This window comes from Streptomyces sp. NPDC020192 (assembly GCF_044388685.1).
GTDB lineage: Bacteria > Actinomycetota > Actinomycetes > Streptomycetales > Streptomycetaceae > Streptomyces.
Window position 1 is genome coordinate 228,541 of the sequence record NZ_JBIRXG010000004.1, and the last position, 12,835, is coordinate 241,375.

General features: G+C 71.1%; 12 protein-coding genes. 10 read left to right on the plus strand and 2 right to left on the minus strand.

What is annotated here, in order from left to right; translation table 11 throughout:
• The first annotated feature begins 102 nt into the window (after nucleotides 1–102).
• The 9 genes from rpmI (at nucleotide 103) to ACH47Z_RS10650 (ending at nucleotide 10,069) form a co-directional block, all read left to right on the plus strand.
• Nucleotides 103–297: a 50S ribosomal protein L35 gene (rpmI, locus tag ACH47Z_RS10610; protein WP_004933563.1), complete on the plus strand. Its 195-nt coding sequence runs from the start codon at nucleotides 103–105 to the stop codon at nucleotides 295–297.
• Between the two features lie 106 nt (nucleotides 298–403).
• Nucleotides 404–787 (plus strand): 50S ribosomal protein L20, encoded by a 384-nt coding sequence (gene rplT, locus ACH47Z_RS10615; protein ID WP_006141703.1) that lies wholly within the window; start codon nucleotides 404–406, stop codon nucleotides 785–787.
• Nucleotides 788–904: 117 nt separating this feature from the next.
• Nucleotides 905–1,768 carry a TrmH family RNA methyltransferase gene (locus ACH47Z_RS10620; RefSeq protein ID WP_399072766.1) on the plus strand — a complete coding sequence of 288 codons (864 nt, stop codon included), beginning with the start codon at nucleotides 905–907 and terminating at the stop codon, nucleotides 1,766–1,768.
• A 50-nt stretch (nucleotides 1,769–1,818) separates the two neighbouring features.
• A complete protein-coding gene (locus ACH47Z_RS10625; protein ID WP_399072768.1) occupies nucleotides 1,819–2,970 on the plus strand; it encodes an ATP-binding protein in 1,152 nt (383 codons plus the stop codon).
• A 155-nt stretch (nucleotides 2,971–3,125) separates the two neighbouring features.
• A complete protein-coding gene (pheS, locus tag ACH47Z_RS10630) occupies nucleotides 3,126–4,247 on the plus strand; it encodes a phenylalanine--tRNA ligase subunit alpha (RefSeq protein WP_399072770.1) in 1,122 nt (373 codons plus the stop codon).
• Complete coding sequence (gene pheT / locus ACH47Z_RS10635) at nucleotides 4,247–6,772, plus strand: phenylalanine--tRNA ligase subunit beta (RefSeq protein ID WP_399072772.1); 2,526 nt, start codon at nucleotides 4,247–4,249, stop codon at nucleotides 6,770–6,772. Before pheS ends, pheT begins: the two co-directional genes overlap by 1 nt.
• Before the next feature lie 176 nt (nucleotides 6,773–6,948).
• Nucleotides 6,949–8,013, plus strand: a complete 1,065-nt coding sequence (locus tag ACH47Z_RS10640) for a PP2C family protein-serine/threonine phosphatase (protein WP_399072775.1) — start codon at nucleotides 6,949–6,951, stop codon at nucleotides 8,011–8,013.
• Between the two features lie 102 nt (nucleotides 8,014–8,115).
• Nucleotides 8,116–9,456 (plus strand): transcriptional regulator, encoded by a 1,341-nt coding sequence (locus ACH47Z_RS10645; protein WP_399072777.1) that lies wholly within the window; start codon nucleotides 8,116–8,118, stop codon nucleotides 9,454–9,456.
• 76 nt (nucleotides 9,457–9,532) lie between these two features.
• Complete coding sequence (locus tag ACH47Z_RS10650; RefSeq protein WP_399072779.1) at nucleotides 9,533–10,069, plus strand: NUDIX hydrolase; 537 nt, start codon at nucleotides 9,533–9,535, stop codon at nucleotides 10,067–10,069.
• 14 nt (nucleotides 10,070–10,083) lie between these two features.
• Here ACH47Z_RS10650 and ACH47Z_RS10655 read toward each other — a convergent pair whose 3' ends face one another.
• Nucleotides 10,084–10,344, minus strand: a complete 261-nt coding sequence (locus tag ACH47Z_RS10655) for a hypothetical protein (protein WP_399072781.1) — start codon at nucleotides 10,342–10,344, stop codon at nucleotides 10,084–10,086.
• Between the two features lie 204 nt (nucleotides 10,345–10,548).
• A complete protein-coding gene (locus ACH47Z_RS10660) occupies nucleotides 10,549–11,424 on the minus strand; it encodes a 3-hydroxybutyryl-CoA dehydrogenase (protein ID WP_399072783.1) in 876 nt (291 codons plus the stop codon).
• A gap of 168 nt (nucleotides 11,425–11,592) precedes the next feature.
• Between ACH47Z_RS10660 and ACH47Z_RS10665 the strand changes: the two genes are divergently transcribed.
• The gene (locus ACH47Z_RS10665; protein WP_399072785.1) at nucleotides 11,593–12,834 is read left to right on the plus strand and encodes a glycoside hydrolase family 10 protein; all 1,242 of its coding nucleotides are present in this window, start codon (nucleotides 11,593–11,595) and stop codon (nucleotides 12,832–12,834) included.
• Nucleotide 12,835: the final 1 nt, after the last annotated feature.

Consider the following 12,835-nt stretch of genomic DNA (forward strand, 5'->3'; position numbering starts at 1 on the left):
AGCGGTCCCCAGTGGATGTATCCGAAAGAAGAACGACGCTCCACCGTGCCCGGTTTTCGCGACCGGGCACCGGAGCGCCACCGACGAGGAGATAACGGCGCTATGCCGAAGAACAAGTCGCACAGCGGTGCCAGCAAGCGCTTCAAGGTCACCGGCTCCGGCAAGGTGCTCCGTGAGCGCGCCGGCAAGCGCCACCTGCTCGAGCACAAGTCGTCCCGCGTCACGCGTCGCCTCACCGGCAACGCCGAGATGGCCCCGGGCGACGCCGCGAAGATCAAGAAGCTTCTCGGCAAGTGACGTACCCGGCGCTCGCCCACCTCTGAGCGCCGTACGCCAAAACCGGGACCCAGTCGTTTCCGGGTCGTGTGAGGACCACCACGACCCCGCTACAAGGAGTTAACAAGTGGCACGCGTCAAGCGGGCAGTCAACGCCCACAAGAAGCGCCGGGCGATCCTCGAGCAGGCCTCCGGCTACCGCGGTCAGCGTTCGCGCCTGTACCGCAAGGCCAAGGAGCAGGTCACCCACTCGCTGGTCTACAACTACAACGACCGCAAGAAGCGCAAGGGCGACTTCCGTCAGCTGTGGATCCAGCGCATCAACGCCGCTGCCCGCGCCAACGGCATCACCTACAACCGCTTCATCCAGGGTCTGAAGGCCGCGAACGTCGAGGTCGACCGCAAGATCCTGGCCGAGCTGGCCGTGAACGACGCGAACGCCTTCGCGGCGCTCGTCGAGGTCGCGCAGAAGGCGCTGCCGAGCGACGTCAACGCTCCCAAGGCTGCGTGACGCTGCGCTGGCTTCAGGCCGACGTGACTGTACGGACCTGTGGGCTTTTGCCTGCGGGTCCGTTGCGTTTGCCGCAGAGAAAAAGATGCGGAACCTGAGGTACCGAAGGTGAAGAACATGCCCTCCGTCAGCCCCGAGCTGATCTCTCCCCGGTCCGCCCGTGTCGGCGCGGCGCGTCGGCTGGCCAAGCGGAACTTCCGGGGCAAGGACCGGCTGTTTCTCGCGGAGGGGCCGCAGGCCGTCAGGGAGGCGGCCGGGCATCGGGGGACGGACGGCACCCCCACCCTGGTCGAGCTGTTCGCCACCGTCGAGGCCGCGGAGCGGTACGCCGACATCATCGGCGCCGCCAGGAGCGTCGGCGCCCGGGTGCATCTCGCCTCCGAGGACGTCATCGCCGACATCTCCACCACGGTGACGCCGCAGGGGCTGGTCGGGGTGTGCCGGTTCCTGGACACCCCGTTCGAGGACATCCTCGCCGCGAAGCCCGAGCTCGTCGCCGTGCTCGCGCACGTCCGCGATCCCGGGAACGCCGGGACCGTGCTGCGGTGTGCCGACGCCGCCGGCGCCGAGGCCGTGGTCCTCACCGACGCCTCCGTCGACCTGTACAACCCCAAGGCCGTCCGCGCCTCCGTCGGCTCCCACTTCCATCTGCCCGTCGCCGTCGGTGTCCCCGTCGAGCGGGCCGTACAGGGGCTCAAGGACGCCGGAGTACGTATCCTCGCCGCCGACGGGGCGGGGGACCGTGACCTCGACGAGGAACTGGACAAGGGGTGCATGGGCGGGCCGACCGCCTGGGTGTTCGGGAACGAGGCCTGGGGGCTGCCGGAGGAGACCCGCGCGCTCGCCGACGCCGTCGTACGCGTCCCCATCCACGGCAAGGCCGAGAGCCTGAACCTCGCCACGGCCGCCGCCGTATGTCTCTACGCGTCGGCCCGTGCACAGCGCGCCTCCGGAGGGTGCCGCTCCGTCACCGAGAGCTAGTAGGGTGACGAACTCGGGGCCCTGCGCCGTCTGAGAGGTGGGGTACGGGGATGAGTGTGGCCGGCACGAGCACCGCGCCGGAGGGACCGGAAGGACCCGAGGGGCGGGACGCGCGACGCCCGTCCGGGGCCGCGGCCGGCGCTCCCGCGGACCTCGATCCCGACGAGCTGCCCGACGGCCTCGTCATCGCCGACGAGCACGGCCGTGTCGTCTGCTTCAACGCCGCCGCCGGCCGTATCACCGCCGTACGCGCCGCCGACGCCCTCGGGCAGCCCCTGGAGAAGGCACTGCCGTTGGAGGACCTGGAGGGGCGCCGGTGGTGGCAGCTCACCGATCCCTACGGCGGGCTCGCCATCCGGGTGCGGCAGCCCGAGCGGAATCTGCTGCTGCCCGGGGGGCGGGAGGTGCTCGTCTCCGCCCGGTACGTCCGCGCCGAACCCCTCGGGCCCGTCCGGCGCGTCGTCGTCTCCCTGCGGGACACCGAGGCCCGCCGCCGCACCGAGCGCAGCCACGCCGAGCTGATCGCCACGGTCGCCCATGAGCTGCGCTCCCCGCTGACCTCCGTGAAGGGCTTCACGGCCACCCTGCTCGCCAAGTGGGAGCGCTTCACCGACGACCAGAAGCGGCTGATGCTGGAGACCGTCGACGCCGACGCCGACCGGGTCACCCGTCTGATCGCCGAGCTGCTGGACATCTCGCGGATCGATTCCGGGCGCCTCGAGGTGCGCCGGCAGCCCGTCGACATCGGGGCCGCCGTCTCCCGGCACATCCAGGCCTACGTCGCCGCAGGTCAGCGCGCCGACCGCTTCCTGCTCCGCATCGAGCAGCCGCTGCCCGCCCTGTGGGCCGACCCCGACAAGGTCGACCAGGTGCTGAGCAACCTCATCGAAAATGCCGTGCGGCACGGCGAGGGAACCGTCACCATTGACGTGACGCCCTGCGCATCCCCGCGCGACGGCGAGGAAACCGGCACGTCGGTCACGGTGGGCGACGAAGGTCCCGGCATCCCGGAGGAATCCATGAACCGTGTCTTCACCCGCTTCTGGCGGGGCAGCAAGCGCGGCGGCACGGGCCTCGGGCTGTACATCGTCAAGGGCATCGTCGAGGCCCACGGCGGCACCATCACGGTCGGCCGCGCCTCCGTCGGCGGCGCCGAGTTCCGATTTACGTTGCCCGTGGCGGCCCCGGCGTATCTCGCCTGACGGCCCACGGGCTCTTCGTCCATCTCCACCCCGTTAGACTCGGCCTTTGGCACCTTTGTGTCCTTCACACGGCCCTCGCGAGTCGGTGACGGGGACCATCCGCCTGGGGGCACCTCCCAGCGTCAGCTGGGGGACAATCGGAAGCACGGGAAGAGATGTCGGCACCCAATAAGTCGTACGACCCTGTAGAGGTCGAGACGTTGAAACCGGAAGAGATCGAGCGCATGCGGGACGAGGCGCTCGCCGCCTTCGCCGCCGCGGACTCCCTCGACGCGCTCCACGAGGCCAAGGTCGCCCACACGGGCCCGGCCTCCCCGCTGGCCCTCGCCAACCGCGAGATCGGCGCCCTGCCCCCGCACGCCAAGGCCGAGGCCGGCAAGCGCGTCGGCATGGCCCGCGGCGCCGTGAACAAGGCCCTCGCCGCCCGCCAGGTCGAGCTGGAGGCCGAGCGCGACGCCCGCGTCCTGGTCGAGGAGTCGGTGGACGTCACGCTGCCGTACGACCGTGTCCCGGCCGGTGCGCGGCACCCGCTGACCACGCTGTCGGAGCGCATCGAGGACATCTTCGTGGCCATGGGCTACGAGGTCGCCGAGGGCCCGCAGGTCGAGGCGGAGTGGTTCAACTTCGACGCCCTCAACATCGGCCCGGACCACCCGGCGCGCGGCGAGGCCGACACCTTCTTCGTGCAGGGCCCCGAGGGCGGCACCGAGTCCGGTGTCGTGCTGCGCACCCACACCTCGCCGGTCCAGATCCGCTCCCTGCTCGACCGCGAGCTGCCGGTCTACGTGATCTGCCCCGGCCGCGTCTACCGCACCGACGAGCTGGACGCCACGCACACGCCCGTCTTCCACCAGGTCGAGCTGCTCGCCGTGGACGAGGGTCTGACCATGGCCGACCTCAAGGGCACCCTGGACCACATGGTCCAGTCCCTGTTCGGCGAGGGCATGAAGACCCGGCTGCGGCCGAACTTCTTCCCCTTCACCGAGCCGAGCGCCGAGATGGACATGCTCTGCTACGTCTGCAAGGGCGAGTCCGTCGGCAACCCCGACCGGCCCTGCCGCACCTGCTCCAGCGAGGGCTGGATCGAGCTGGGCGGCTGCGGCATGGTCAACCCGCGGGTGCTCACCGCCTGCGGCGTCGACCCGGAGAAGTACAGCGGCTTCGCCTTCGGGTTCGGCATCGAGCGGATGCTGATGTTCCGCCACAACGTGGATGACATGCGAGACATGGTCGAGGGTGACGTCCGGTTCACCCGGCCGTTCGGGATGGAGATCTGATGCGGGTCCCGCTTTCTTGGCTGCGGGAGTACGTCGACCTGCCGGCGACGGAAACCGGCCGCGACGTCCAGGAGAAGCTCGTCTCGGCCGGCCTCGAGGTCGAAACCGTCGAGCAGCTCGGCGCCGACCTCAAGGGCCCGCTGGTCGTCGGCCAGGTGCTGACCATCGAGGAGTTGGAGGGTTTCAAGAAGCCGATCCGCTTCTGCACCGTCGACGTCGGCCAGGCCAACGGCACCGGCGAGCCCCAGGAGATCGTCTGCGGCGCCCGTAACTTCGCGGTCGGCGACAAGGTCGTCGTGGTTCTGCCCGGCGCCACCCTCCCCGGCGGCTTCTCCATCGCCGCCCGCAAGACCTACGGCAAGACGTCCCACGGCATGATCTGCTCCACCGACGAGCTGGGCATGGGCGACGACGGCACCCACGGCATCATCGTGCTGCCGCCGGAGACCGAGGTCGGCAGGGACGCCATCGAGCTGCTCGAGCTGGTCGACGAGGTCCTGGACATCGCCGTCACCGCCAACCGCGGCGACTGCCTGTCCATCCGCGGTGTCGCCCGCGAGGCCGCCATCGCCTACGGTCTGCCGCTGCGCGACCCCGCCCTGATCGACGTACCGGCGCCGAACGCCTACGGCTACCCGGTCCAGGTCAGCGACCCGTTCGGCTGCGACCGCTTCACCGCGCGCACGGTCACCGGCCTGCGCCCCGAGGCCCGCTCCCCGCTCTGGCTGCAGCGCCGGCTGCAGAAGGTCGGCATGCGCCCGATCTCGCTCGCCGTCGACGTCACGAACTACGTGATGATGGAGCTGGGCCAGCCCCTGCACGCCTACGACCGCACGCTGGTCCAGGGCACCATCGGCGTCCGCCGCGCCCAGGAGGGCGAGAAGCTCGTCACCCTCGACGGCGTCGAGCGCACGCTGCACGCCGAGGACCTGGTCATCACCGACGACCGCGGCCCCATCGGCCTCGCCGGCGTGATGGGCGGCGCCAACACCGAGATCGCGGACCACGAGGTCACCGAGAACGGCGTGAACGGGACCACCGACGTGGTCATCGAGTCGGCCCACTTCGACGCCGTCGCGATCGCCCGTACGTCCCGCCGCCAGAAGCTGCTGTCCGAGGCGTCCCGCCGCTTCGAGCGCGGCGTCGACCCGCAGGCCGCCGCGGCCGCCGCGCAGCGCACGGTGGACCTGCTGGTGCTCCTCGCGGGCGGTACGGCGGAGGCCGGCGTCACCGAGATCATCGCGCCCTCGGCCCCGCACACCATCACCATCCCGGCGAACCACCCGGACAAGGTCGCGGGCGTCGACTACGGCCGCGAGACCGTCGTCCGCCGCCTCCAGCAGGTCGGCTGCGACGTCTACGGGCAGGACGAGCTGATCGTCACCGTCCCGTCCTGGCGGCCCGACCTCGTCGACCCGAACGACCTCGCCGAGGAGGTCATCCGCCTCGAGGGCTACGAGAACCTGCCCTCCACGCTGCCCAAGCTCCCCTCGGGCCGCGGCCTGACCCACCGACAGCGGCTGCACCGCCGGGTCGGCCGGGCGCTGGCGGGCGCGGGCTACGTCGAGGCGCCGAACTACCCGTTCATCAGCGAGCAGGTCTTCGACCAGCTCGGCCTGGAGTCCGACGACCCGGCCCGCCGTGTCGTCAAGCTGGTCAACCCGCTCAACGACGAGGAGCCCGCGCTCCGTACGACGCTGCTGCCGGGCCTGCTCGGCGCGCTGCGGCGCAACGCCGGCCGGGGCAGCCATGACCTGGCGCTGTTCGAGACGGGTCTGGTGTTCCACCCCCGTGAGGAGCGGGGCGTCTCCACGCACCTGCCCGTCGACCGGCGTCCGACGGACGAGGAGATCGCCGCGCTGAACGCCGCGCTGCCCGAGCAGCCGCGGCACGTGGCCACCGTGCTCGCGGGCGCCCGTGAGCAGGCCGGCTGGTGGGGCAAGGGCCGTCCGACCGACTGGGCCGACGCGGTGGAGTCGGCGCGTGCCGTCGCCCGCGAGGCCGGTGCGGAGCTGGTGGTGCGCAAGGGCCAGTACGGCCCGTGGCACCCCGGCCGCTGTGCCGTGCTGCTGATCGTCGCCGACGGCGGTGCGGAGCGGGTCGTGGGCCATGCGGGAGAACTGCACCCGCGTGTGCTGAAGGCTCTCGGCCTGCCCGAGCGCACCTGCGCGATGGAGCTGAACCTGGACGCCCTGGAGGCGGTCGGCGACGGTGTCCCGCAGGCTCCGGGCATCTCCACGTTCCCGGTCGCCACGCAGGACGTCGCCCTCGTGGTCGACCTGCCCGTCCCGGCCACGGAGGTCGAGGCGGCGCTGCGCGAGGGTGCGGGTGAACTGCTCGAGTCCATCCGGCTGTTCGATGTGTACGAGAACGCCGAGCAGCTGGGGGACGGGAGGAAGTCGCTGGCGTACGCGCTCCGCTTCCGGGCCGGGGACCGTACGTTGACCGTGGACGAGGCGTCGGCCGCGCGGGATGCGGCGGTTGCCCTTGCCGGTGAGCGGACCGGAGCGGTTCTGAGGGGCTAGTCGCCCAACTACCCCTCCGCTAGCTGCATAAATGCGGGTTGACTGACGGAGGCTCACTCGTTCGAGTGGGAATCCGGAGTGATCTGGTCCCTCCGGACCGCGCCCTCGACAGAATCGGACCGGCCTTTCGGGGCCGGTCCGTCTGCGCTGTCAGGGACTGATGGGGGACCAGAGGCATGATCCGTATCAAGGCACGGGCACCCACCGCGCGGGGAGCCGTACTGCCCATGGTCTGGGGTGGCGTGGCGGTCGGGTACAAGTTCGGCTGTCCGCTCGCCCAGCAGGCCGGGCTCGGGGCGCGCATCGTCACCAGCGCCGTCTTCTTCGCCGTCGGTACCGGGCTCGTGTTCCACGTCCGGCGAGCCCTGCTGCGTGAGTTGCGCCAGGCCCGCCGGGTGGCGCGGGCCGCGCAGAGCGTCGTACTGCGTCCGCTGCCTCCGCGGCTCGACGGGCTGAACGTCGCCGCCGCCCAGCTGTCCGCGGACCGGGGCGCCTGCGTCGGCGGGGACCTGTACGAGGCGATCGCCACCGAGTACGGGGTGCGGGTGGTGATGGGCGATGTGCGAGGGCACGGTCTGGCCGCCCTCGGTACCGTCGCCGCCGTTCTCGGCAGCTTCCGCGAGGCGGCCCACGACGAGCCCGAACTCGGCCGGGTGCTCCGCCGGCTGGACCGCGCCCTCGCCCGCCATCTGCGCGAGCGGGCCCGCGCCGAACACCCGGTCGCGGAGGAGTTCGTCACCGTCCTGCTCCTGGAGATCGGCCGGGACGGCGAGCTGGCGGCCTTCAACTGCGGTCATCCCTGGCCGTATCGGATCAGCGGTACGAGTGTCGAGCCGCTCAGCCACGTCGACCCGCTCCCTCCGCTGGGCCCGTTCCCGTTGCCGACGGACCTGGAAGCCCACTCCTGCGGACGGCTCCTTCCCGGCGACTCCCTGGTCCTGTTCACGGACGGTGCGGAGGAGGCCAGGGACGCCAAGGGCCGCTTCTTCTCGCTGCCGGCGGCACTGCGGGACGCCGTACGCGACAAGCCGGTCTCACCCCAGTCCGTTCTGCGCACCGTCTTCACGGCCCTCCTGCACCACACGACGGGCCGCCCGACGGACGACATGGCGCTCCTGGTCCTGCGGAACGACCGAAGCAGGCTGCGCTGCAGCGCGCCCTTCACCCCGGCCAAGCCGCCGCTTTTCGAGGGGGAGCCGGAAGCTTGGCCGGGATCCCAGTCAACCGGCAGAACACGCTGAGCGACACCGCGTGTACAGCGCGGATGCAGGTGTTCCGTTCACACCCCGTGTGAAGGCACGCGCACTACGCTGAACCGCACCAGGCCACTCGGGGGGCATCCCATGCAGCCCAACACTCTGCTCGACGCGATCCTGGACGAGGCGGGGATCTCGCACGCCGGTCTCGCCGCCCATGTCAACCAGGCCGGCCGACGCCGGGGTCTCGCGCTCCGGTACGAACACACCGCCGTGGCACGGTGGTTGAAGGGCCAGCGGCCGCGCGGCCAGGTGCCCGACCTGATCTGTGAAGTGCTCGCCGGGCGCCTCCACCGTCCCGTCACCCTCGACGACATCGGCCTGGGCGTCCCCGGCGAGCCGAGCACCGCGCACGCCGGGTCGCTGTCCGGCTTCGTGGAGCGGGCGACGGCCCTGTGGCGCTCGGACGAACAGCAGCGGCCGCATGTGCTGGGCGCCCCCGCCGTCACCGGGACCCCGGCGGTGATGCCGGTGTGGGAGTGGGAGAACCCGCCCGAGGACGTCGACGTCTCCCGGGGCGGCCGGCACCGGGTGACCACGGCCGACATCGAGATGCTGCGTGCCGCCCGGACGCACTACGAGCAGATGTACCGCAAGGCCGGCGGCATCGCGACCCGGACCCGGATCGTCGGCTTCCTCAACGCCGAGGCGGCGCCGCTGCTGCGCGGCAGCTACACCGACGCCACCGGGCGTCAACTGCACCGGGCGACCGGTGGGTTGGTCGCCGTCGCCGGTATCTGTGCCTACGACTCCGACGCCCACGGGCTCGCCCAGCGCTACTTCCACCAGGCGCTCAGGCTCGCGAAGGCCAGTGGGGACCGGGGACTTGGTGCGTACGTCATAGCGCTGCTGGTCAATCAGTCGCTGTTCATGCGGGAGTACCGGCAGGCCGTCGCCTTCGCGGAGGCCGCGCTGCGGGCCGCCGGCCGGCACATCACCCCGGCGCTCGCCTCCGACCTGTACGCGATGCAGGCCAAGTCGTACGCCCATCTCGGCGACGCGGGCAGTGCCCTGGCGTGCATCCGGCGTGCGGAGACGGCCGCCGAGCGGATCCGGCGCGGGTACGAGCCCGACGAGACCGGCTATGTGCAGCCGGGCCTGGTCAATGTGCAGGTGGCCGAGGCGCTGCTCAGCCTCGGTGAGGTCGCCGCCGCCCGGGAGCACGCGGCGGCGGCCGTCGAGAACCCCGCCCACGACCGGGGTCGGGTGCACCGGCTCGCCATGCTCTGCACGATCGAACTGCGTCAGGGGCAGGCCGACAAGGCGGTGGCCACCGCCGTGCGGATGGCCGAGCAGGCCCGCGGAATGGAGTCCCAGCGGCTGCGCGACAGACTGCGCGCGGTACGCGAACACCTGGTGAGTTGTGGCTCGGCCGGCACCGCCGAGGCCGCGGAACTCATCGACGGGGCACTGCGCGTACCGCTGTAGGCCCCGTGCAGGCCCTCTGTAGGGGCACCGTCACTGCTGCGATATTGCCACTTACTCGACGGAAGGTGGCAGAACCGTGCAGTGGACGAAACAGAACGAACAAACTGTGTATGAAAACCGCTGGTTCAGCGTCAATCTCGCCGATGTCGAGCTGCCGGACGGCCGGCATCTCGACCACTTCCTGATACGGCTGCGGCCCGTGGCCGTGGCCACCGTCGTCAACGACGCCAACGAGGTGCTGCTGCTGTGGCGGCACCGCTTCATCACCGACAGCTGGGGCTGGGAACTGCCCGCGGGTGTCGTCGAGGACGGCGAGGACATCGCCGTGGCGGCCGCCCGGGAACTGGAGGAGGAGACCGGCTGGCGGCCGGGGCCCCTGCACCACCTCATGACCGTGGAGCCGTCCAACGGCCTCTCCGACGCCCGGCACCACATCTACTGGTCCGGCCGGGGTGAGTACGTCGGACATCCCGTGGACGACTTCGAGTCGGACCGGCGCGAGTGGGTGCCGCTCAAACTCGTCCCCGATCTGATCGCCCGTGGGGAGGTCCCGGCCGCCAACATGGCGGCCGCGTTACTGCTGTTGCACCACCTCAGGCTCGCCGAGGGCTGACAGGCCGGGGCGGGCTAGCGGGCCGACAGCGCCTGCCAGACCGTCACGACGAGCGCCCCCAGGGCCGTGAGCGCGGCGACCGACGGCAGGGGCCAGCGCGTGTGTTCCAGGGAGGTCATCCGGGAGTCCAGCTCGTCCACTTCCTTGGCGGTCTCCTTGGTGCGGTGAGTGAGCAGCGCCAGTCCTCCCTCGACACGGGCGTACGCGACGTCGAGGCGGCGACGTAACTCTGCGAGTTCCTCCTGGACCACGGAATGATCGGAATCGGTGGTCACGGTTTCATCCCTCTCTGTGCCTCTCTGTGGCCGAATGTGGTCCTCCACATCCGTTGCATGGGCATGAAGAGTGAACTCTGCTGGTGGGCGCGTGGGGAGCGTGTGCGACGGGCATATGCGGGCCCGGCGCGCACACGGGGAGTGAAACAGATGAGCCCGGCACCGAGTGCGGTGCCGGGCCCGTGGGGCGGTAGCTCTGCGTGATCAGGCGTACGTGTAGAAGCCCGAGCCGGTCTTCCGGCCCAGCCGGCCCGCCTCGACCATGCGCTGGAGCAGCGGGGGAGCGGCGTACAGCGGTTCCTTGTACTCGGCGTACATGCTGTTCGCGATGGAGACGATGGTGTCCAGGCCGATCAGGTCGGACAGCTTCAGCGGGCCCATCGGGTGGGCGCAGCCCATCTCCATGCCGTTGTCGATGTCCTCGCGGCTGGCGATGCCCGACTCGAACATCCGGATCGCGGAGAGCAGATAGGGCACGAGCAGCGCGTTGACCACGAAGCCGGAGCGGTCCTGGGCGCGGATGGCGTGCTTGCCGAGCACCTTCTCGGCGAAGACCTGGGCGCGGCTGAGGGTGCCCTCGGAGGTGGTGAGCGCCGGGATCAGCTCGATCAGTTTCTGCACCGGGGCCGGGTTGAAGAAGTGGATGCCGACCACGTGGTCCGGGCGGGAGGTGGCGACCGCCAGCTTCACCAGCGGGATCGAGGAGGTGTTGGAGGCGAGGATCGCGTCCGGGCGGGTCACCACCTGGTCGAGCACCTGGAAGATCTCCGTCTTCACCTGCTCGTTCTCCACCACGGCCTCGATCACCAGGTCGCGGTCGGCGAACTCGCCGAGGTCCGTGGTGAAGCTCAGCCGCGCCTGCGTGCCGTCCCGCTCCTCCTCGCTGATCTTGCCGCGCTCGGCGGCCTTGGCCAGGGAGTTGTGCAGCCGGGTACGGCCGATCTCCAGGGCCTCGCCGGTGGTCTCGGCGACCTTCACGTCCAGTCCGGCCCGGGCGCACACCTCGGCGATGCCCGCGCCCATCTGGCCGCAGCCCACGACTCCGACGCGTGTGATGTCTCCCGCTGGGATGCCCGTCACATCGACCCCTTCGCTGATCTACGGCACTCGCAGGACCTCCGGGTTTCGGCGCCTGCTCCGATCGTGCACGTTACCGCCAAGTATCGATGATCGATCGCGCGGGTAGGGGCATCCTGGAGCGCGGAACGATCCGTGACGGAGCGGATCCGGTGCGTATGGGGTGTACGGATGGGGCAACTGTCTCGGCGGGCCTTCTCCCTGGCGGCGCTGTCGACCCTGGCCACGGCGCCCGGCGCGGCGGCCGTACCGCTCACCGAGGGGCCCGATCACCGGCCGCGGGCGAGCGCCGAGATGCGGGGGGTGTGGCTCGCCACGGTCGCCAACCGGGACTGGCCGTCCCGGCCCGGTCTGCCGGCCGCCGACCAGCGCGTGGAGCTGACCGCCCATCTGGACAGGGCGGTCCGGGACCGGCTGAACACGGTGATGTTCCAGGTACGACCCACCGCCGACGCCCTGTGGCCGTCCCCGTACGAGCCCTGGTCCGAGTACCTCACCGGCACCCAGGGCCAGGATCCCGGCTGGGACCCGCTGGGCACCGCCGTGCGCGAGGCCCACGCCCGGGGCCTGGAGCTGCACGCCTGGTTCAATCCGTACCGCATCGCGAACCACACCGACCCCGGCCGGCTGGTTCCCTCGCACCCGGCCCGCAGGCACCCCGACTGGGTGGTGCCGTACGGCGGGAAGCTCTACTACAACCCGGGCCTGCCCGAGGTCCGCGCCTTCGTGCAGCGGGCCATGCTCGACGCGGTCGCGGCGTACCCGGTCGACGCCGTTCACTTCGACGACTACTTCTACCCCTACCCGGTCGCCGGGCAGACCTTCGGCGACGATGACGCCTACGACCGCTACGGCGGCGCCTTCGGCAGCCGGGCCGACTGGCGGCGGGACAACATCAACAGGCTCGTGCAGGAGATGGCCGCCGGGATCAAGCGGGTCCGGCCCGCCACCCGGTTCGGGATCAGCCCCTTCGGGGTGTGGCGCAACGCCTCGACCGACCCGCGCGGCTCGGACACCCAGGCGGGCGCGCAGACGTACGACGACCTGTACGCGGACACCCGCGAATGGGTCCGCGAGCGCTGGATCGACTACATCGTCCCGCAGATCTACTGGAACATCGGCTTCGCCGCCGCCGACTACGCGAAGCTGGTCGACTGGTGGGCCTCGGTCGCGCAGGGCACCAGGACACGCCTGTACATCGGCGAGGCCCTGTACAAGGCGGGTACGGCCGGGCAGCCCTCGGCCTGGCAGGACCCCGTCGAGCTGTCCCGGCACCTCACGCTCGCCGCGCGGTACCCGCAGGTGCGCGGGCATGTCTTCTTCGCCGCCAAGGACGTGGCGGCCGACCCGATCGGTGCCATGGCGCGCGTGGTCGCCGATCACTACGGGCGATCGGCGAGGCCACCGCGGTGAG

Coding starts and splice junctions, on each gene's coding strand:
- rpmI (WP_004933563.1), top strand. CDS start 103: ATGCCGAAGAACAAGTCGCACAGCGGTGCCAGCAAGCGCTTCAAGGTC.
- ACH47Z_RS10620 (WP_399072766.1), top strand. CDS start 905: ATGCCCTCCGTCAGCCCCGAGCTGATCTCTCCCCGGTCCGCCCGTGTC.
- ACH47Z_RS10625 (WP_399072768.1), top strand. CDS start 1,819: ATGAGTGTGGCCGGCACGAGCACCGCGCCGGAGGGACCGGAAGGACCC.
- pheS (WP_399072770.1), top strand. CDS start 3,126: ATGTCGGCACCCAATAAGTCGTACGACCCTGTAGAGGTCGAGACGTTG.
- pheT (WP_399072772.1), top strand. CDS start 4,247: ATGCGGGTCCCGCTTTCTTGGCTGCGGGAGTACGTCGACCTGCCGGCG.
- ACH47Z_RS10640 (WP_399072775.1), top strand. CDS start 6,949: ATGATCCGTATCAAGGCACGGGCACCCACCGCGCGGGGAGCCGTACTG.
- ACH47Z_RS10645 (WP_399072777.1), top strand. CDS start 8,116: ATGCAGCCCAACACTCTGCTCGACGCGATCCTGGACGAGGCGGGGATC.
- ACH47Z_RS10665 (WP_399072785.1), top strand. CDS start 11,593: ATGGGGCAACTGTCTCGGCGGGCCTTCTCCCTGGCGGCGCTGTCGACC.